At 60.6% G+C, this 19,591-nt stretch carries 23 protein-coding genes; 15 read left to right on the top strand and 8 right to left on the bottom strand.

The window, feature by feature from the left end:
* Positions 1-62 precede the first annotated feature (62 nt).
* Positions 63-323: a DUF1344 domain-containing protein gene (locus CFBP5499_RS02755; RefSeq protein ID WP_175416593.1), complete on the bottom strand. Its 261-nt coding sequence runs from the start codon at positions 321-323 to the stop codon at positions 63-65.
* 40 nt (positions 324-363) lie between these two features.
* Here CFBP5499_RS02755 and CFBP5499_RS29865 point away from each other — a divergent pair, with 40 nt between their 5' ends.
* From CFBP5499_RS29865 to ribB, 3 genes are all read left to right on the top strand, one after another.
* Positions 364-771: a hypothetical protein gene (locus CFBP5499_RS29865; RefSeq protein ID WP_175416592.1), complete on the top strand. Its 408-nt coding sequence runs from the start codon at positions 364-366 to the stop codon at positions 769-771.
* Complete coding sequence (aroC, locus tag CFBP5499_RS02750) at positions 761-1,855, top strand: chorismate synthase (RefSeq protein ID WP_137066231.1); 1,095 nt, start codon at positions 761-763, stop codon at positions 1,853-1,855. The genes CFBP5499_RS29865 and aroC overlap by 11 nt, the downstream gene beginning before the upstream one ends.
* A gap of 91 nt (positions 1,856-1,946) precedes the next feature.
* Positions 1,947-3,047 (top strand): 3,4-dihydroxy-2-butanone-4-phosphate synthase, encoded by a 1,101-nt coding sequence (gene ribB, locus CFBP5499_RS02745; RefSeq protein WP_080825758.1) that lies wholly within the window; start codon positions 1,947-1,949, stop codon positions 3,045-3,047.
* 241 nt (positions 3,048-3,288) lie between these two features.
* Here ribB and CFBP5499_RS02740 read toward each other — a convergent pair whose 3' ends face one another.
* Entirely contained in the window at positions 3,289-4,482 is a 1,194-nt protein-coding gene (locus tag CFBP5499_RS02740; protein WP_080825762.1) for a winged helix-turn-helix domain-containing protein, read from the bottom strand.
* A gap of 112 nt (positions 4,483-4,594) precedes the next feature.
* Here CFBP5499_RS02740 and CFBP5499_RS02735 point away from each other — a divergent pair, with 112 nt between their 5' ends.
* The 7 genes from CFBP5499_RS02735 (at position 4,595) to dxs (ending at position 10,734) form a co-directional block, all read left to right on the top strand.
* On the top strand, positions 4,595-5,275 hold the full coding sequence (locus CFBP5499_RS02735; RefSeq protein WP_080827444.1) for an energy-coupling factor ABC transporter ATP-binding protein: 681 nt from the start codon (positions 4,595-4,597) through the stop codon (positions 5,273-5,275).
* Positions 5,272-5,904, top strand: coding sequence for an energy-coupling factor transporter transmembrane component T family protein (locus CFBP5499_RS02730; RefSeq protein ID WP_080825763.1), 633 nt, complete (start codon positions 5,272-5,274; stop codon positions 5,902-5,904). Before CFBP5499_RS02735 ends, CFBP5499_RS02730 begins: the two co-directional genes overlap by 4 nt.
* A 5-nt stretch (positions 5,905-5,909) precedes the next feature.
* Positions 5,910-6,473 (top strand): biotin transporter BioY, encoded by a 564-nt coding sequence (locus CFBP5499_RS02725; RefSeq protein ID WP_080825765.1) that lies wholly within the window; start codon positions 5,910-5,912, stop codon positions 6,471-6,473.
* A 24-nt stretch (positions 6,474-6,497) separates the two neighbouring features.
* Positions 6,498-7,433, top strand: coding sequence for a histone deacetylase family protein (locus tag CFBP5499_RS02720; protein ID WP_080825767.1), 936 nt, complete (start codon positions 6,498-6,500; stop codon positions 7,431-7,433).
* A gap of 2 nt (positions 7,434-7,435) precedes the next feature.
* Positions 7,436-7,690, top strand: coding sequence for an exodeoxyribonuclease VII small subunit (locus CFBP5499_RS02715; RefSeq protein ID WP_003503059.1), 255 nt, complete (start codon positions 7,436-7,438; stop codon positions 7,688-7,690).
* A 101-nt stretch (positions 7,691-7,791) separates the two neighbouring features.
* Entirely contained in the window at positions 7,792-8,715 is a 924-nt protein-coding gene (locus tag CFBP5499_RS02710) for a pirin family protein (protein WP_080825770.1), read from the top strand.
* A gap of 99 nt (positions 8,716-8,814) precedes the next feature.
* Positions 8,815-10,734, top strand: coding sequence for a 1-deoxy-D-xylulose-5-phosphate synthase (gene dxs / locus CFBP5499_RS02705; RefSeq protein WP_080825772.1), 1,920 nt, complete (start codon positions 8,815-8,817; stop codon positions 10,732-10,734).
* Between the two features lie 57 nt (positions 10,735-10,791).
* Here dxs and CFBP5499_RS02700 read toward each other — a convergent pair whose 3' ends face one another.
* Complete coding sequence (locus CFBP5499_RS02700; protein ID WP_080825775.1) at positions 10,792-11,154, bottom strand: nuclear transport factor 2 family protein; 363 nt, start codon at positions 11,152-11,154, stop codon at positions 10,792-10,794.
* Positions 11,155-11,261: 107 nt separating this feature from the next.
* Here CFBP5499_RS02700 and CFBP5499_RS02695 point away from each other — a divergent pair, with 107 nt between their 5' ends.
* Entirely contained in the window at positions 11,262-12,056 is a 795-nt protein-coding gene (locus CFBP5499_RS02695; protein ID WP_080825777.1) for a helix-turn-helix domain-containing protein, read from the top strand.
* A gap of 5 nt (positions 12,057-12,061) precedes the next feature.
* On the top strand, positions 12,062-12,370 hold the full coding sequence (locus CFBP5499_RS02690) for a putative quinol monooxygenase (RefSeq protein WP_080825780.1): 309 nt from the start codon (positions 12,062-12,064) through the stop codon (positions 12,368-12,370).
* A gap of 53 nt (positions 12,371-12,423) precedes the next feature.
* Here the strand turns inward: CFBP5499_RS02690 and CFBP5499_RS02685 are convergent, their stop codons facing one another.
* The 3 genes from CFBP5499_RS02685 to CFBP5499_RS02675 form a co-directional block, all read right to left on the bottom strand.
* Positions 12,424-12,795, bottom strand: a complete 372-nt coding sequence (locus tag CFBP5499_RS02685; protein ID WP_080825782.1) for a nuclear transport factor 2 family protein — start codon at positions 12,793-12,795, stop codon at positions 12,424-12,426.
* A gap of 41 nt (positions 12,796-12,836) precedes the next feature.
* Positions 12,837-13,220, bottom strand: coding sequence for an ACT domain-containing protein (locus CFBP5499_RS02680; protein ID WP_080825785.1), 384 nt, complete (start codon positions 13,218-13,220; stop codon positions 12,837-12,839).
* A gap of 89 nt (positions 13,221-13,309) precedes the next feature.
* Complete coding sequence (locus CFBP5499_RS02675) at positions 13,310-13,762, bottom strand: Lrp/AsnC family transcriptional regulator (protein ID WP_035214491.1); 453 nt, start codon at positions 13,760-13,762, stop codon at positions 13,310-13,312.
* 119 nt (positions 13,763-13,881) lie between these two features.
* Between CFBP5499_RS02675 and CFBP5499_RS02670 the strand changes: the two genes are divergently transcribed.
* Positions 13,882-14,844, top strand: a complete 963-nt coding sequence (locus CFBP5499_RS02670) for a nucleoside recognition domain-containing protein (RefSeq protein WP_080825787.1) — start codon at positions 13,882-13,884, stop codon at positions 14,842-14,844.
* Positions 14,845-14,925: 81 nt separating this feature from the next.
* On the opposite strand, the gene CFBP5499_RS02665 is transcribed toward CFBP5499_RS02670, so the two are convergent.
* Positions 14,926-16,947 carry a methyl-accepting chemotaxis protein gene (locus tag CFBP5499_RS02665; RefSeq protein WP_080825789.1) on the bottom strand — a complete coding sequence of 674 codons (2,022 nt, stop codon included), beginning with the start codon at positions 16,945-16,947 and terminating at the stop codon, positions 14,926-14,928.
* Positions 16,948-17,224: 277 nt separating this feature from the next.
* Between CFBP5499_RS02665 and CFBP5499_RS02660 the strand changes: the two genes are divergently transcribed.
* Together CFBP5499_RS02660 and CFBP5499_RS02655 are read left to right on the top strand one after the other, a co-directional pair.
* Positions 17,225-17,977: a TlyA family RNA methyltransferase gene (locus CFBP5499_RS02660; protein ID WP_080825792.1), complete on the top strand. Its 753-nt coding sequence runs from the start codon at positions 17,225-17,227 to the stop codon at positions 17,975-17,977.
* The gene (locus CFBP5499_RS02655) at positions 17,974-19,224 is read left to right on the top strand and encodes a class I SAM-dependent RNA methyltransferase (protein WP_080825794.1); all 1,251 of its coding nucleotides are present in this window, start codon (positions 17,974-17,976) and stop codon (positions 19,222-19,224) included. Before CFBP5499_RS02660 ends, CFBP5499_RS02655 begins: the two co-directional genes overlap by 4 nt.
* Here the strand turns inward: CFBP5499_RS02655 and CFBP5499_RS02650 are convergent, their stop codons facing one another.
* Complete coding sequence (locus CFBP5499_RS02650) at positions 19,225-19,548, bottom strand: hypothetical protein (protein WP_080827445.1); 324 nt, start codon at positions 19,546-19,548, stop codon at positions 19,225-19,227.
* Between the last annotated feature and the right edge of the window lie 43 nt (positions 19,549-19,591).

Genomic DNA, 19,591 nt, shown 5'->3' with positions numbered 1-19,591 from the left:
GGTGCTTCCCGAACAAGATTACAGGGGTTCACCCCGTCACAGGCAAAGCCGCAATCGCAGCCTCACTCAACGACCTGAAGATCGTCGACCACGCGTTTCCCATCCACTTCCGTGTAGAAAACCACGACCTTCACGCCCGTTTTCAAACCTTCGAAATTGAACTCTTCCGGCACGCGATAGGTCTTGCCGTCATTGAGGGTAATGCTCAGCCCATTCGCATCGATCTTGCTGATCGTGCCTTCCACGTCGACGCTCTGGGCGAAGCCGTTGATGGGCATCAGGAGGTTGGCGGCGGCCAGAAGGGCGGCAATCATCATACGCATCGATCTAGCTTTCGTTAATTTGCGTGAAAACCTTACATGCATGAAGAATTGCCTTTCGAATGTGGCGGAAATTGCCCGCAACCATGACATTTTCGGCCCAATTGATGAACGGATTTCAAATCCTGTTCAAGCCGTTAGTGATTTTTACACTGCATTTCCCGGCAATATTGGAAAACTCCGGTTTAAGGTGGAAAACCTCGGCTCTTTTACAATTTCGTCACCTCGGAAAACCCGTCGATACCGTCGAATCACTTTCCACTGCCCACGGCTGGGACTGTCGTTTTTCATCCTTTCCCAAGTCGTGAACGGTACGTCACCTTCTTATCCCGTTTGCGATGAAAGAAAGGCTTTTGCCTTGCCCGGATTTTCCACTAAGACAAATCCGCTTGTTTTAAACGGCGCCGTCCACAGGCGCCCTGTTTCCGGTCTTGAGAACTATGTCGCATAACAGTTTCGGTCATCTTTTTCGCGTTACCACCTGGGGTGAAAGCCACGGGCCGGCACTTGGCTGTGTGGTGGATGGTTGCCCGCCCGGCATCCGGTTTACCCTTGCCGAGGTGCAGCACTGGATGGACAAGCGCAAGCCCGGCCAGAGCCGCTTCGTGACCCAGCGGCGCGAGGATGACATCGTGAAGGTTCTTTCCGGCGTGATGCTGGATCAGGACGGCGAGACGATGACGACGACCGGCACGCCGATTTCCATGCTGATCGAAAATACCGACCAGCGCTCCAAGGATTACGGTGAGATCGCCAAAAGTTTCCGTCCCGGCCATGCGGACTTCACCTATGACCTAAAATACGGCATTCGCGATTATCGCGGCGGTGGACGCTCCTCTGCACGCGAAACGGCAGCCCGCGTCGCCGCCGGAGCAATCGCCCGCAAGGTGGTGCCCAGCCTCAATGTGCGCGGCGCGCTGGTGCAGATCGGCAAACACAAGATCAACCGCGACAACTGGGATTGGGATCAGGTCGACCAGAACCCGTTCTTCTGCCCCGATCCGGCCATGGTGCCCGTCTGGGAAGAATATCTCGATGGCATCCGCAAGTCGGGATCGTCGATCGGCGCAGTGGTCGAAGTGGTGGCGGAAGGGGTTCCGGCCGGCATCGGCGCGCCCATCTATGCCAAGCTCGATCAGGATATCGCCTCCAGCCTGATGTCGATCAACGCCGTCAAGGGTGTGGAAATCGGCGAAGGTTTTGCCTCGGCCGAGCTTTCCGGCGAAGAAAATGCCGACCAGATGCGCATGGGCAATGACGGCAAGCCGATTTTCCTCTCCAATCATGCCGGCGGCATTCTGGGCGGCATCGCAACCGGCGAGCCAGTTATCGCCCGCTTCGCCATCAAGCCGACCTCCTCCATTCTGACGGAACGCCTGTCCATCGATACCGACGGCAATAATGTCGATGTGCGCACCAAGGGCCGCCACGACCCCTGCGTCGGCATCCGCGCCGTTCCGATCGGTGAAGCGATGATCGCCTGCACCGTTGCCGACCATTATCTGAGGGACCGCGGCCAGACCGGCCGGCTTTAGCGGACCGAAAAGTGTGAAGCGGTTTTCGGACAATCCGCTAAAGAAACAAAAAGAGCAACGAACCGTTGCTCTGAAGTGAGGGGATATCGCCATGGCCTATGACCAGAAACGCGTTGTCGACGCCATCCGCGCTTTCGAAGCCGGCGAAATCGTCGTCGTGACCGATGATGACGACCGCGAGAACGAAGGCGACCTGATCATTTCGGCGGTTCACTGCACGCCGGAAAAAATGGCGCTGATCGTGCGCCACACGTCAGGCATCGTCTGCGCCCCCATGCCACGCGAGGAAGCCAAGCGGCTGAACCTCAATGCCATGGTGGCGGAAAATGATAGCGCGCACACGACGGCCTTTACTGTCAGCGTCGATTTCAAGCACGGCACCACGACAGGCATTTCCGCCGACGACCGTACATTGACGGTGCGCAATCTCGCCAATCCCAATGTCGGCGCGTCCGATTTTACCCGGCCGGGCCATATTTTCCCGCTGATTTCCCGTGAGGGTGGCGTATTGATGCGCTCCGGCCATACCGAAGCGGCGGTCGATCTCTGCAAGCTCGCCGGACTGCCGCCCATCGGCGTCATCAGCGAGCTGGTGAATGACGACGGCAGCGTGATGCGCGGCCCGCAGGTTCTGGACTTCGCCGAAAAGCACAGCATGAAGCATGTTTCGGTCGCCGATCTGATCGCTTATCGCCAGCGCAAGGAAACGCTGGTGGAGATGGAATCTTCCTTCACCATCGAAACGCCGTTCGGACCGGCCAAGGCGCAGACCTATTCCCTGCCCTGGGATCCGATGCAGCATATGGCGGTGATTTTCGGTGACATCAGGGACGGCGTCGATATTCCCGTCCGCCTGCATCCGGAAAACGTCGCCGATGACGTGTTCGGAGACCGCCAGCCGGTACAGCATTATATGCAGAAGATTGCTGAGGAAGGCCGCGGTGTCATCGTCTATCTGCGCGAAGGCTCCGTCGGCGTCGGCCAGGTCTCCGGACGGCGCAAGGCGCGCGAACCCGATGAGGCGCATGCGCAGGCTCGTTCGCGCGAGAATGAGTGGCTGGAAATCGGTCTCGGCGCACAGATTCTGAAAGACCTTGGCATCAGCTCGATCAAGCTGATGACGACACGCGAGCGGCATTATGTCGGGCTGGAAGGGTTCGGCATCAAGATTTCCGCGACGGATATCGGGTGATTTTGAGGCGAGCAGGTTCCGCTTGTTTCTTCTCCCCGAGGGGGAGAAGTCCGCGGTAGCGGGATAAGGGAGCAAGCTCTCCGCATATCTCTGCCGCCCCCCTCATCCGACCCTTCGGGCCACCTTCTCCCCGGCGGGGAGAAGAAATATGCCGCAATGCCGTGCGACAATGCGGTATCCCGGATCGGCAAACGTCGTGTCTGGAGGTATCTGTCTCGCAATCATCCGTGCGAAAAACTCCCTACTCTTCCCGCCAGCCCTCCAGATAATTCACGCTCTCCACCCCCGTGAATTTCGCAAGCCGCGACAATTCCGCGTCGAGCTTCTCCAGCCGACCGGCGGAGGCGCGTACGCCGGGCTCCAGCCAGAGGCGACGAACATCCAGCGTACTGCGCTTGCGATCCGCCTTCATGTCGATGCGACCGATCACGCGGTCGCCCTCCAGAAGCGGGAAGACATAATAGCCATATTGCCGTTTCGGCTCCGGCACAAAGACCTCGATGCGGTAATAAAAACCGAACAGCCGCTCCGTGCGGTTGCGATCGCGTAACAGCGGATCGAAGGGGCTGAGGACGCGGACGCGGGATGAGGGTTCCGGAACGTCGGTTAGGTCGGCGGTGAAATCGGCAAAGGCATAGGACGGGCGAGCAGTGTCGCCATCGCTTGCAAGAAGCGAGACCTCGCAGAGTTCATCACGATGGTTTTTGACCCAGTCCCTCGCCTCCTGCGGGGTGACGAGATCGAAAAATGCGGCGATTTCGCCGTGGGTGGCGAAACCCAGCCGCTTCAGCGCTTCGCGGCAGGCCCAGTCGACGAATTCGGCGTGTTCCACCTCGGTCTCGTGATGCTCACCGGGAATGACCCGTTCGGCCAGATCATAGACCTTCTGGAAATTCACGCGGCCGGCGATGGCAAGCTTGCCCGTGTGCCAGAGATATTCGAGTGCCGTCTTGGACGGATGCCAGTTCCACCAGCCGCCGGACTGGTGCCCTTCCTCCTTCAGCTCCCGCGCCAGAACAGGGCCGGTGGCGGCGATGCGCTCCAGCGTTTCGCCGAAGGCCGCGTCGAAACCCTCGCCATGCCATTTGCGCCAGCGCTCCTGAATGATCGGCTCGCGGCGGCGGAAGCGGTGCTTCCAATAGGGATAAAATTCCGTCGGCACGATGGAAGCGTCATGTGTCCAGTGCTCGAACAAAGCCCGGTCCTTTTCCAAAAGCGTGGTCAGATGGTCACGCCTGTAGGTCTGGTTGCGGGAAAAAATAATCTGGTGGTGGGCGCGCTCCACCGTGCCTATGCTGTCCACCTGCACAAAACCGATATCGGTGATGAGTTGCAGCAGGTCGCTCTTGGAAAGCGCCTTGCCGGGCGGAGAGGAAAGCCCCTGCCGTGCCAGAAAAATCCGCCTTGCCGCTTCGTTCGAAACCTTGATCGCCATGGTCGCGAAGGTAGAACGGCTTTTTCGCGATTGCAATGTTCTTTTTTTGTTCCTTGTTTTACTTCTGTTGATGACGGGGTATAGAACCGGAAACGAGCGCGAGGATAAAAGCTTGGAAATCCGTTTCGACGCCGCCGGTGTCGCTTTCGAAGGTCGGCAGGCCTTGCAGCCGCTGTCTTTGTCATTGACCGAGCGGCGCATCGGTGTGATCGGCCTCAACGGCTCCGGCAAGACCACCTTCGCGAGGCTGATCAACGGACTGACCAAGCCGAGCAAGGGCAAGGTGACGGTCAACGGGCTCGACACCGTGGCGGATGCCAAGGCGGTGTTGCAGGCGGTCGGCTTCATTTTCCAGAATCCACAGAACCAGATCATCCTGCCGATCGTGCGCGACGACGTCGCCTTCGGTCTCAAGCGGCTCGGCCTCGGCAGGGCAGAAACCGACGCGAGGGTCAAAGCAGTCCTTGCCCGGCTCGGCATTGCTCACCTGGAAGACCGGCGCGCGCATGAGCTTTCCGGCGGCGAATTACAGCTTGCGGCGCTTGCGGCGCTTCTGGTCACCGAACCGCAAATCCTCATTCTCGACGAGCCGACCAACCAACTCGATCTCAGGAATCGCGCGACGGTGGAAAGAACCATGGCGGTGCTGTCGCAGTTGCTGATCGTCATCACCCACGACCTGCCGCTGCTTCAAGATTTCGATCGCGTTCTGGTTTTCCACGGTGGCGCGCTGGTTGCCGATGCAGCCCCCGAAGAGGCGGTGGCGCGCTATCTGGAGGTGGCATCGCGATGAAGTCGTTGCATGTCGAAGGCACCGGCTGGCTCTACCGCGTTTCGCCACGCATCAAGCTCCTGACCCTCATGGGCTTCAGCATTGCGCTGTTCCTCACCCGCGACCTGCTGCTTTTGGGAAGCGCCGTGGGTCTGGCCGCCATCATTCTGCGTGAGACACGGCTTCCCCTCCGCGAAACCGGCCTGCGGCTGCGGCCGGTGATGCTGACCATCTTCCTCGTCGCCGCCTTCAGCTACCTCCTGCTTCCGGCCCAGGATGCGAGCGTCAATCTTCTGCGGCTGACGGCGCTTGCGTTTCTCGCCACCGCCGTCACCATCACCGTCAGCATTTCGCAGTTCATGGATGAGATCACCCTTGCCGCCGCCCCGCTGGAAAGGCTGGGGCTGGTGAAGGCCGCCGATATCGGGCTTGCGGTCGGGCTCGTCGTGCGTTTCGTGCCGGAGATCGTCAACCGCTACCATGCGGTGGGTGATGCGCACCGGGCGCGCGGCCTGCCCGTGGGGATGGCCACCATCATCGTGCCGCTCGTCATTATGACGTTGAAGGATGCCGATGCCATTGCCGACGCCATTGACGCGCGCGGTTTCAGAGGCCAAAGCTTGGCTCCAGATAACCATCCGGAGTTTTGAGCGCCATGACGACCCGCGACCTTGTGCTGATTTCGCTATTTTCCGCCATCATCATCGCACTCGGGCTGCTGCCGCCGATCACGCTCGGTTTCATTCCGGTGCCCATCACCGCGCAGTCGCTCGGCGTCATGCTGGCCGGCGTGGTGCTGGGGGCAAAACGCGGCACGCTCGCGGTTCTGCTGACCATCCTGATTGCCGCCATCGGCCTTCCTGTGCTTTCTGGTGGACGCGGCGGTCTTTCCATCTTCACCACGCCGACGACGGGCTTCCTCATCGGCTGGATCGCAGCCGTTTTCGTCACCGGCACGCTTTCGGAAAAATTCGTCCATCGCGGCCAGTCGGCACTGGCGCAGGGCGTCGGTTTCTTCATCGCCAGCCTGATCGGCGGCGTTGTCGTGCTTTATGCTTTCGGCATCACCTATCTGGCGCTGGTCGTCGGGCTTGGCTTTGAGAAGGCTTTCATGGGCTCGCTCCTGTTCATTCCGGGCGATGCGCTAAAGGCCGTACTGGCAGCCCTTGCCGGCCGCGCCGTCATGGCCGGTTATCCGCTTCTGCCGCAGCGCGCCTGATCAAGCTTTCTCCAGGAGGAAAGAATGGCGACCCGTCTTTACGAACATCCGATCTTCCTTGAGCATATCACGCCTTCCGGCCACCCCGAGCGGCCGGACCGCCTGCGGTCATTGAATATCGCGCTTGAACACCCGAATTTCGCGCGGCTGGAACGGAAGGAAGCGCCGCAGGCCAATGAGGATGCGGTGCTTCTGGCGCATCCGGAAGAGCATCTCCTTGCCGTCATGCGCCAGATCCCCGAAGAGGATGGCGAGATCAACCGGATCGAGTCCGACACTTACGTTTCGCCGAAAAGCCTGCAAGCTGCGCTGACCGGCATCGGTGCTGCCATGGTAGCGGTGGATGACGTGTTTACCGGCGCTGCCGACAATGTCTTCGTCGCCGCCCGTCCGCCCGGCCACCATGCCGAAATCGCCAAGGCCATGGGCTTCTGTCTCTTCAACAATGTGGCAATCGCCGCCCGCCATGCGCAGAAGGCGCATGGTGCAGAGCGCATCGCCATCATCGACTGGGACGTACATCACGGCAACGGCACGCAGGATATCTTCTGGAACGATACGTCAGTGCTGTTCTGTTCCACCCACCAGATGCCGCTTTACCCGTGGAGCGGCGATAAAAACGAAACCGGTGTGAAGAACAACATCGTCAACGCCCCGCTTTCGCCCAATACCGGCAGCGAATATTTCCGCGAAGCGTTCAAATCCCGCGTGCTGCCGGCCATTGCCGATTTTTCGCCTGACCTCATCCTCATCTCCGCCGGTTTCGATGCGCATCACCGCGATCCGCTGGCGCAGATCAACCTTGTCGGCGAGGATTTCGACTGGGCAACGGGCCGGCTTCTGGAAATGGCCGATAAATACGCATCCAACCGGGTCGTCAGCCTGCTGGAAGGCGGTTATGATCTGGAAGGGCTGGCGGAATCGGCAGCCATGCATATTTTGAGAATGATGAAGGGTTGAACATGACGGAAAATGCCAACACAGCCGATGTCAGCGGTTATTCTTTCGAAAAAGCCGTCGCCGAGCTGGAAAGCATTGTCGCACGCCTGGAACGCGGAGACGTGGCGCTGGATGAATCCATCGCCATCTACGAGCGCGGCGAAGCCCTGAAGAAGCATTGCGAGACGCTGCTGAACGCCGCCGAGAAGCGGATCGAGAAGATTCGCCTCGACCGTGCGGGCAAGCCGCAGGGTGTGGAGCCGCTGGACGGGGAATAAACACGTCCTGTTGAACGGTGTGACGCTACGTTCACCATTCCGGCGCTCCCACCACATTCCGTTCGTGGTAAGCTTTCGTGTAACGCTACGAGGAGCAAGCCATGTCCTTCTTTCCCGGTAACGATCCCGTCGCGGGTGACGCCTTTGCCTGCGATGCCATCGAGAACCTGATCATTCCCCGAACCAGCGATATTGGCGGCTTTGCCGTGCGCCGCGCGCTGCCGACACGGCAGCGGCGGCTTGTCGGGCCGTTCATCTTTTTCGACCGTATGGGCCCGGCGATCCTGAAGGCGGGCGAGGCGCTGGATGTGAAGCCGCATCCGCATATCGGGCTTTCCACCGTCACCTATCTGTTCGACGGCGAAATCAAGCATCGCGACAGTCTCGGCACCGAGCTCGTCATCCGCCCCGGCGATATCAACCTGATGACGGCCGGGCGCGGCATCGTGCATTCGGAGCGCACGCCGGAAAACCTGCGTGGCCATCCGCTTTCCATGTCCGGCCTGCAGACCTGGCTTGCCCTGCCCGACCATATGGAAGAAATCGCCCCGGCCTTTGCCCACACGGCGAAGGAAGACATGCCGTTGATCGACCTCAAGGGCGCGACCGGCCGGGTGGTGATCGGCGAATTCGAAGGCCTCACCTCCCCGGTTTCGGCCTTTACCGATACGCTTTATGTCGATCTCTCACTGGAACCCGGCGTAAAATTTCCCTTCTCCGCCGATCATGAGGAGCGGGCGATCTATATTCTGTCCGGGTCGCTCGATGTGGCCGGCGATATTTTCGCCGCCGACCAGCTGCTCGTCTTCCGGCCGGGTGACGACATCACGCTGCAGGCCGGCAGCAACGGCTGTCACATCATGATTTTTGGCGGGGCAGCCCTCAATCAGCGCCGTTACATCTGGTGGAACTTCGTTTCGTCATCAAAAGAACGCATAGAACAGGCCAAACAGGAGTGGAGAACCGGACGCTTCGATATCGTTCCCGGCGACGAAGAAGAGTTTGTCCCTTTGCCGGAAGGTTGAAATTCTATAGAAGTATACGACATGCAGGGCTGACCCGCCGCTTTCACGATGAAGACGCTCTCGCATGCCCCTCGGGGACCACCAGAAAAGGCCGAACGATTGACCGGAATGCCACAGACACCATTGCTCGACCGGGTGAATTTTCCCTCCGATCTCAAGGAGATCGATGATCGCGACCTGCCGGAACTGGCACGGGAACTGCGCGACGAGATGATTGACGCCGTGTCGAAGACCGGTGGCCATCTGGGTGCCGGCCTCGGCGTGGTGGAACTGACGATTGCCATTCACAAGGTTTTCAATACGCCGGAAGACCGGCTGATCTTCGATGTCGGCCACCAATGTTATCCGCACAAGATCCTGACCGGCCGCCGCGAGCGCATCCGCACGCTACGGCAGGAAAACGGGCTTTCCGGTTTCACCCGGCGGGCCGAAAGCGACTATGACGATTTTGGCGCCGGCCATTCCTCCACCTCCATTTCCGCCGGCCTCGGCATGGCCGTGGCAGCGGGACTTGACGGCAGCGACCGCAAGGTGATCGCCGTCATCGGTGACGGCTCGATGTCAGCGGGCATGGCTTTCGAGGCGCTGAACAACGCCGGTGCGCTCGATGCACGGCTGATCGTCATCCTCAACGACAACGACATGTCGATTGCGCCGCCGACGGGCGCAATGAGCGCTTATCTGGCGCGTCTTGCCTCCGGCCGCACCTATATGGGCTTCCGTGATTTCGGCAAGAAACTCACCGCCTATCTCGGCAAGACCATCGACCGCGCCATTACCCGCGCCGTGACCCATGCGCGCGGTTACGTAACCGGCGGCACGCTGTTCGAGGAGCTTGGCTTTTATCACATCGGCCCGATCGACGGCCATTCCTTCGATCACCTGCTGCCCGTGCTGCGCAATGTGCGCGACAATCAGAAGGGCCCCGTCCTCATCCATGTGGTGACGCAGAAGGGCAAGGGTTACGCGCCGGCGGAAGCCGCAGCCGACAAATATCACGGCGTCAATAAATTCGACGTCATCACCGGTGCGCAGGCGAAAGCCAAGCCGAACGCGCCGAGCTATACCAGCGTGTTTGCCGAAGCGCTGATCCAGGAAGCCACGCTCGACGACAAGATCATCGGCGTCACCGCCGCCATGCCGAACGGCACAGGCCTCGACAAGATGGCCGAGCTTTTCCCGGCCCGCACTTTCGATGTCGGCATTGCCGAGCAGCATGCCGTCACCTTTGCGGCGGGGCTCGCGGCTGACGGTTATAAGCCGTTCTGCGCGCTTTATTCCACCTTCCTGCAACGCGGTTACGACCAGCTGGTGCATGATGTGGCCATCCAGAGCCTGCCCGTGCGCTTCCCGATCGACCGCGCCGGCTTTGTCGGGGCCGATGGACCGACCCATGCCGGTTCGTTCGACACGACTTTCCTTGCCACCCTGCCCGGCATGGTGGTGATGGCTGCATCGGACGAGGCGGAACTGAAACATATGGTCCGCACGGCAGCGGCTTACGACGAAGGCCCGATCTCCTTCCGTTATCCGCGCGGCGAAGGTGTCGGCGTCGAGATGCCCGCGCGCGGCGAGATTCTTGCAATCGGCAAAGGCCGTATCATCAAGGAAGGTACCAAGGTTGCCCTCCTCTCCTTCGGCACCCGGTTGGCGGAATGCCTTGCGGCCGCCGAAGATCTCGATGCCGCAGGCCTTTCCACCACGGTTGCCGATGCGCGCTTCGCCAAGCCGCTCGATCTCGACCTCATCCGCCAGCTCGCCGCCCATCATGAGGTGCTGGTGACGATCGAGGAAGGTTCTGTTGGCGGTTTCGGCGCGCATGTGCTGCATTTCATGGCCAGCGCCGGCCTGCTCGACCATGGCCCGAAGGTCCGGACGCTGACCCTGCCCGACCAGTGGGTGGAGCAGGCCAAGCCCGAGACCATGTATGCCAATGCCGGCCTTGACCGGGCCGGCATCGTTTCCACCGTGTTCAATGCGCTCGGCCAACGTCAGGCCGGTGTGGGATTTGCCGGCTGAAGCTCGCTTCCTGAGGTGAAGGAGGCGGGTAGATGGTCCCGCCTCTCGTCACCGTTTTTATCCCGCCGCGCCATCAAGAAAACCGACGACATTGTCGATCCTTCCCTCGGCATCGCGGCTGACGACATCGGTGCCGCCGGCGACATCGTCGCCGTCAGGCGAAATCAGACGCCATGAGAAACGGGTGAAATCGCCGTGTCCATCCGGGGTGCCGGCCAGCACGAAGCGATATCCCGGAAATTTCTGCCGCGCCGCCTCGATCATCGCGGCTATTCCGTTCTGGCCCTCACCCTGCATCAGGGGGTCGATATAACGGGCGGTTTCGGCCCATGCCTTGTTCACCATCTGCTTGCGGCGTTCGCCGTCCTCCTCGTTCCAGACCGCGAGATAGGTTTCGGCGATTGCGAGATGCTGTGTCATGATTGCGCTCCTTTGGGTTGACGGCCTGAGCATGCCGAGGGTCGGGAAGCGGAACAATTACCTCTGACGTAATCGTATTAGCGATATCTTCTGCTAGGCTGCTGGGCATGACACATCATCGAGAACATGTCGGCCAGGTGCTGAAAGAATGGCGAGCCCGCCGCAGATTGAGCCAGCTCGATCTGGCGCTAGAGGCGGAAATATCCACGCGCCATCTGAGTTTTGTGGAAAGCGGGCGATCCTCTCCCAGTCGCGAAATGCTGGTGAGGCTGGCGGATCAGCTTTCCATGCCGGCCCGCGCCGCCAACCGGCTGATGCTGGCGGCGGGTTATGCACCTGTTCATTCCGAACGGTCGCTGGATGCACCTGACATGGCGGCCGCCCGGCAAGCCGTCGAAAACGTGGTGCATGGCCACATGCCCTTCCCCGCCCTTGCCGTTGACCGGCACTGGAACGTGGTTCTCGCCAATGATGCGATCACATCGCTGCTTGCCGGTGTTTCCGCAGAGCTGCTTCAACCGCCGCTGAACGCGCTGCGGCTGAGCCTGCATCCGCAGGGCCTGAGCTCCCGCATCGTCAATTTTGCCGAATGGCGACACCACCTGCTGGAACGGCTGAGACGCCAGGTGGAAGAGACGGGAGACGACGTGCTTTCCCGCCTGCATGCGGAGCTTGCGACCTATCCCGCACCGAAGCTTTCTGCCCATACCGCCGGAGCCGATCCATTGGCGATACCGCTCCAGCTTCGTGATCCGTCTTCGGGCGCTATTCTGAGCTTCATTTCAACCACCACCGTTTTCGGCACCGCCACGGATGTGACGCTGTCGGAGCTGGTGCTGGAGTGTTTCTATCCCGCCGATGCGGCAACCCGCGCGGCACTGATGCAAGGCACCAAGGAGTAAGCCCCGTGCATACCACCTATCTCATCGGCTTTCAGGTGCGCCCCGGCCAGCGCGAGCGTTTTCTCGAATTGCTGAACGCGCTGCTCGACGCCATGCGACACGAAGAGACCTTCGTGAACGCGACCCTGCACCGCGATGGTGAAAACGAGAACCGCTTCCTGCTGCACGAAACCTGGAGCGACCATCAGGACGTTATCGACGTTCAAATCCACCGCCCCTATCGGCAGGCATGGCACGATGCCCTGCCCGATCTTCTGGATGCGCCGCGGGATATTTCCGTCTGGCATCCCATGCGGGCGGATCATGCCGCGTGACAAAATAGATCGTGAAGAAGCCGCGCACGCGAGGCGCGGGCCCTCTGCGCACGCTAGGATTTTTGCGACACTATCCGCGGCTCGCCTATTTTGAACCACGCCTTGGCGATCTTGCCGTTTTCGACTTCATAGATGCAGGCAACGTCGATCTCTCCCTTTCCTTCCGGAAAGTTCCGCGTGACCGTTTCGTGGTCGATGACGACATTTCCGACAGTAACGCGCGTCAGCAGTTTCCCATGGAGATCCGGCTCCTTGAAGCGCTCGATGTGGCGTTCTCTTATCTCGGCCGCGTTTCCTGCCAGAAGCGTCGCCGGGAACGCGTAGTACTGACAATCATCCGCCCACCAGGCCATAAATGCATCGATGTCGCGGGCATTATAAGCCTCTAGCTGCTTTTGCACCGGGAGTTCGATTTCACTGTTCAAAACGCACCTCTTCAGAAAAGCCCTCGTGGCGAAATGGATTTTTAAAGGAGTGAATGCCCTGCATTTGCCAGCAGGTCGACCGTTTTCTTCAGATCATTCGATTTCACCAGCAGGTGGTCGCCATCGAAAGTCGAAACCACGAATATTCCGATATCGTTGGTCGATAGCGGTCCAATCACCGAAAGCACGATGCCCGTCTCATCAAAGGCGAACGGGCCCTGAAGTTTGAGGCAGTTCCAGCCGGTATCGGCCCGAACATCATCAGGGATCCGTTCCTGACGGCAGACGATGGAAAGCTCGTCGTCAGTCCGGCTGATGCTGAGAAAACCTGCGCCATCGGCCCAGGCTGGAATGGATGCATCCGCACCGAGCCGGGCCACCCCATAGGCGCCATCCAGAAGTCTTAACTTAACACGAGAGGCCATCTGAAAACTGCCTTTCCGAAAGCCCGATGCGGCTTTCCTTGGGTTTAAGGAGACGGTCAAACGCTTCCCCTGATGAAATGCCATCAGTTTCAAAGCCTGATGGCCGTTTCCTCTTTCGCCGTCTTGATGACAACCATGGTGAAGAAGCGCGCGACATTGTGCTGGTCGCGGAAAAGCCGGTCGCACAGGGCGTCGAATTCCTCCATGTCGCGCAGCCGCAGCATCAGCACGACATCGGTTGCGCCGGTGACCGCATAAGCGTGGGATACGGCCTCTTCGGCGCTCGCAATGTCCAGAAAGCGGCGCATATGCTGCTCTCCATGCAGTTTCAGCTCCACCGTCACCAGCGCCTTGAGAACGCGTCCCGCCTTGGCGGGGTTGAGGATCGCGACAATGCGGTCGATCACGCCAGATGCACGCAGGCGCTGCAGACGGCGCAGGCAGCTGGAAGGCGACAGCCCCACCTCATCGGCCATGTCCACATTGGTGCGCGAGGCGTCACCCTGCAGAATATTCAGTAGTTTCCGGTCGATCCGATCCATGCCGGCAGCATAACTCCCTTCAGTGTATTTGCAATAAAATTGCAAGATAATGCAATCTCTGACCACAAATGCGAAAGGCTTCAGCCTAGAGAAGAGGGACAAGTTTCAGGGAGCCTCACATGCCATTTTTCGCAACCATCAGGCAGAAAACGCGGGAAACGCTCGCAATTTACTGGGTGCTGGTGCGGATCACGGTTCCGATCGCCATATTGACCGAAGTTTTTTCGAGAATGGGGGCAATCGAGGCGGTGGCGCCTGCCTTTGCGCCCGTCATGAGCCTCATCGGGCTTCCCCCGGAACTCGGTCTTGCCTGGCTGACGGCGATGCTGGTCGGCATATGGGGCGCGGTGCCGCTCATCTTCACGCTCGTGCCCGCATCGTCATTGAGCGTTGCGGATATCACCGTTTTTTCCGCACTCATCCTCTTTGCCCATGCCCTGCCCATCGAGCAGAAGATCATCGCCAGGGCGGGACCGGGCATACTCGTTTCCACGGTACTGCGCATCGGCGGCGGGCTGCTTTATGCGTTTCTCCTGCACCAGCTTCTGGAAGCGACGGGATGGTTGTCGGCACCGGTGAACCCTGCCTGGATTGCAATGAGCGCCACGCCTGATTGGGCCGGCTATTTCCTCGGTCTCGGGGAAACCATGGTCTGGATGCTGGTCATCCTTCTCGCTTTGTCGTTCGGACTTGAAATCCTTCGCGTGACCGGCCTGCTGGCGCTGATGATGAAGGCGCTTTCACCGCTCCTGCGTCTTGCCGGCATTCGCGGCGAGGCGGAACATCTCACCGCCATCGGTCTATTTCTGGGGATTTCCTATGGCGCGGGTTTCCTGATCCGCGAGGCGCAATCGGGGGCGATCTCCCCACGCCAGGTGTTTCTGTCCTGCGTGTTCATGGGTTTTGCCCATAGCGTGATTGAAGACACGCTCGTGGTGATGTCGCTGGGCGCCGATGTCTATGGTGTTCTCATCGGGCGGCTTGTTTTCGCCATTGCCGCGACCACCGTCATTGCCGCCCTGCTTCATCGCCTGTCTGACGAGCAGTTTTTCGCACGGATGTTCCGGCTGCAGGGAACATAGGCGATGTTACCCGTCTCAAGAGACGACGCAAAAGCGGGGCCTTGCGGCCCCGTTTTCTATTGCTCAGTCTAAAAACCGGTCTCAGAATTCCGTCCAGTCCTGATCCTTGGCAGCCGGTGCTTCGGCAGCGCCGCCGAAGGCGCGGGCGAGGCTCTGGCCAAGTGCGCGGGCGGGAGAAGCGACCGGCCGTGCGGTTGCGGAAGCCGACTTGACCGGAGCCTTGCGGACCGGCCCAGCGGGCGCAGGCTGGAAGGCGGGCCTGGCGGAAGACTGGCGCGGCGCGGAATATCCGCCGGCACCGGCGACGGCGGCGCGCGTGCCGCCCATCCGGAACTGGCCAAGCAGGCCGTTCAGCGCTTCGGCTTCGCGGGCCAGCGAATGGCTGGCGGCGGTCTGCTGTTCCACCATGGCGGCATTCTGCTGCGTGCCCTGATCCATGGTGTTCACGGCGGTGTTGATTTCCTGCAGGCCGGTCGCCTGTTCGCGGGCGGCAACGACGATGGCGCTGACATGGGCGTTGATCTCTTCGACTTCCGACACGATGAGTTCCAGAGCCTTGCCGGTCTCATCGACCAGATTGACGCCGTTTTCCACCTGCTGGCTGGAAGCGCCGATCAGCGTCTTGATTTCCTTGGCGGCATTGGCGGAGCGCTGGGCAAGTTCGCGAACTTCCTGTGCGACAACGGCAAAACCCTTGCCGGCATCACCGGCGCGGGCGGCTTCCACACCGGCATTCAGCGCCAGAAGGTTGGTCTGGAAGGCGATATCGTCGATGACGCCGATGATATTGCCGATTTCACCCGAGGATTTCTCGATTTCGCGCATGGCGGCAACCGCCTTGCGAACCACAACACCGGACTTCTCCGCACCGGCGCGGGCGCGCTGGACCAGATTGCCGGCATCTTCCGCACCGCGGGCACTATCGCGCACGGTGGTGGTGACTTCTTCCAGAGCCGCGGCGGTTTCCTCGATGGAGGCCGCCTGCTGTTCGGTCCGGCGCGACAGGTCGTCGGCGGCAGAGAGCATTTCCGAAGCCCCGGCATTGATGGCGGCAGCGTTTTCACCAACCGTGCGCAGCGCCTGCTGCAGCTTTTCGACTGCGCTGTTGAAATTGACGCGAACCGGATCAATGGCAGGCACAAAAGGCGTTTCAATGCGATAGGAAAGATCGCCATCCGCAAGTGCGGCGAGGCCCTTGCCAAGCTCGGCGCTGGCAAAAGCGCTGGCGGCTTCGTCACGCGCCTTTTCTTCCTCGTTGCGGCGGCGTTCGGCCTCCGTCGCGGAGCGCATGCGGTCAGTCTCGCCGGCAAGGCGGGATTTTTCGAGACCGGCTTCCTTGAAGACCAGAACGGCCTTCGCCATCTTGCCGACTTCGTCGCCACGATCCGTGGCGGGCACTTCCGTCGTCAGATCGCCATCGGCAAGCCGGCTCATGGCCGCCGTCATGCCGACGATCGGCGTGACGATGGAGCGCGACAGAGCCCAGATCAGGATAACGGCGAGCAGGCCGGCGACGGCACCGCCGCCGAGAAGCGCGTATTCCAGATTGCGGGCAGCAGCCTGCTGTTCAGCGGCGTAGATGGTGGACAGGCCGTTCAGCTGTTCCTTGATCTTGGCGGCGGAAGCGCGGAAGCCATCAAGCTGTCCCTTCGCCTGGTTACGGCCGATCTCGATGATTTCGGAAATCGGCGCTTCCGTCGTCTTGCGGGCGGCGATCTGCGGCTCGGCCAGTTCCTTGAAGAAGACGGTCGCGGATTTTTCCATATCGTCGATGGACTTCAGGATATCAGGCTGGCCGGCCGCCAGGGCGCGGGCGTCACTGAGCTTCTTCAGCATCAGGTCGCGCTGGGCGAAGACATCATTATAGGTGCTGTCGCTGCGGAATAGCAGGAAACCGCGCTGGTTGACGGCCTGTTCCAGCATGGCGGCCGTCGCACCATCCACAGCCTGAATGATGTCCTTGGTGCGGTTGTTTTCGATCGTGACAAGCTCGCTCCCCCGCGTCTGCCAGAACACGACCGCAGACGCAAGCAGACACACGCCCATCAAGGCACAGAAGGTGGCTATGAGCTTCAGGTTAATGGGGAGATTTTTCAGCGACATCGCAAACTCTCTCGGCGACCCGATGCCACGGAGCAAACGTCTGCGCTGCAACGGCCGCAATTTCTGGAAAATGGGGGAGACGCCGTCATGGCAGGTTCCGACCGGCCGCACGGGCCTTGCGGACAAAGTGCATTAGAAGACTTTATATTGGATTAATCTCATATGTCGTTTTCCTGATACCCGAGGCTATTTCTTTTCTCTCCCGGAGGGCTTGTGGGGCGGTTCCAGCGATAAATCGCTTGCATCTGCGGGGTTTGGCGGTCATTGACACGGGATCATGTCCAAAACATCTGAAAATGAACGGCTAGACCAGCTTCTTGTGTCGCGTGGCCACTTTGCCAGCCGCTCGCGTGCGCGCGATGCGGTTTCGCGCGGCACCGTGAGCGTGAACGGCAAGATCGTCACCAAACCGAGCCAGACAGTCGCTGCAAACGTCAAGATCGCCATTACCGATCCGGCGCAGGCTTACGTCTCGCGCGCCGCCCTCAAGCTCACGGCCGCGCTCGATCATTTCAAGCTCGATCCGAGGGGCCTTGACTGCCTTGACGTCGGCGCATCCACCGGCGGCTTCACCGAGGTGCTGTTGCATCGCGGCGCGAAACACGTCGTCGCCATCGATGTCGGCCACGGGCAAATCCATCCAAGGATCGAGAACGATCCGCGCGTCACCAGTCTGGAAGGGCTGAATGCCCGCTTCCTCACCGCTGACGATATCGATGAGCGACCCATCGGCTTTATCGTTTCCGACGTGTCCTTTATTTCGCTGAAGCTTGCGCTTGCTCCGGCGCTCGAGCTTGCGGAACCAGGTGCTCTGGCGGTTCTGCTAGTCAAGCCGCAATTCGAGGCGGGACGCGATGCCATCAGCAAGGCCGGGCTTCTGAAGGAGCCGGAAACTGCGCCCGCCGTGGCGGCCGAGCTGGAACGCTGGCTGACCGAAGACATGGGCTGGAAAAGCCTCGGCCTCATTCCCTCGCCGATTTCCGGCGGCGACGGCAATGTCGAATTTCTTCTCGGAGGCGAAAAGCCATGAGCACCCAGACGGTCACCATCAAGAGCCTCGGCGCGCAGGGCGATGGCATCGCACACTGTCCCGACGGTCCGGTCTATGTGCCTTTCGCGCTGCCCGGCGAAACGGTCGCCATCGCCAAGGTCAAGGAGCTCGGCACCGTCATGTCGATAGCGCAGGCCTCGGCAGACCGACGTGAACCCGCCTGCCGCCACTTCGGCCCCGAGGGAAAGAACGGCACCTGCGGCGGCTGTTCGCTGCAGCATTTCGCCGATGCGCCTTACCATGCCTACAAGCGGGAATTGGTGGTGTCCGCGCTGAAATCGAAGGGCCTGACGCCTGATGTAGACGATCTCGTCATCTGTCGTCCCGGCGAGCGCCGTCGTGCGGTGTTTGCTGCCCGCCGGACGGAAAAGGGCCTGCTGCTGGGCTTCAGCCAGGCGAACAGCCATCACATCGTCGCCATCGAGGAATGTCCCGTCACCTCGCCCGGCATCGTCTCACGGCTCGATGCTATCAGAGCCATCGGGCTTTCCATGGTGGCGAATGCCGAGCCGTTCCGCATCACCGTTCTCGAAACGCTCTCCGGTCTCGATATTTCCGTCGAGGGCATCAAGTCGGTCAACGACAAGCAGCGGCGCACGCTCACGGAAACGGTTCTTGCCATGCGCGGCATTGCCCGCGTTTCGCTGTCGGGTGAAATCCTGATCGAACCGCAAAAGCCGATCATCGAATTCGGCGGCGTTCCGGTTTCACCGCCGGCCGGCGGCTTTACGCAGGCAACGAAGCAGGCCGAAGACGCGATGGCGGAGCTGGTGCTTGCCCATGTCGGCAAATCCAAACGCATTGCCGATCTCTTCTGTGGTTCCGGCACCTTTGCGCTGCGGCTCGCGCGCATCGGCCGGGTGCATGCGGTGGAAGCGGAAGACAAGCCGCTGAAGGCACTCGATTTTGCCGCCCGCAATACGCAGGGCCTGAAGCCCGTGAGTGTCGAGAAGCGCGATCTCTTCCGCCGGCCGCTGATGACAAGCGAACTCAAGAATTACGATGCTGTCATCTTCGATCCGCCGCGTGCCGGTGCGGAATTCCAGTGCAAGGAGCTGGCCCGCAGCACGGTGAAAAGGATCGTTGCAGTGAGCTGCAATCCGCTGACGCTCGCACGGGATCTCGCCATCCTCACGGAAGGCGGCTATCGCGTCACCCGTGTCACGCCGGTCGACCAGTTCCTGTGGTCACCGCATGTGGAAGCGGTGGCTGTGCTGGAGAAATAATCACCAGGCGGTATCGACCGTGCCGCTGCCGACCACGCCCGAGCAGCGGCAGGAACCGCCGACGCGGCCCCGTTCCAGCGGGCAGATATAGGGCCGGCGGCGATTGGCGCTCTCCGGCGGGGTAATGACGCAGACGAAACGCGCGCGGCGCTGGCGGTCGCGATTGTTGCTGGAGTTATAGTCCTGGCTATCATCTTCGATAATGACCGATTGCGCCAGAACGACATTGCCGGTGGAAGCGGCCGGAGGGCGTGATATCGCCGCCGCTTCGGTAACAGTGGCGGCGCAGAGGAAGACGGACAGGGCGAACACGGCGTGACGCATGCGGGTGGCCTTCGGACGATGACGTTGCATTATTTAACCCAAC

This window comes from Agrobacterium tumefaciens, from assembly GCF_005221325.1.
Classification (GTDB): domain Bacteria; phylum Pseudomonadota; class Alphaproteobacteria; order Rhizobiales; family Rhizobiaceae; genus Agrobacterium.
Note: the sequence above shows the minus strand (reverse complement) of the source record. Positions and strands in the feature narration are given on the sequence as shown.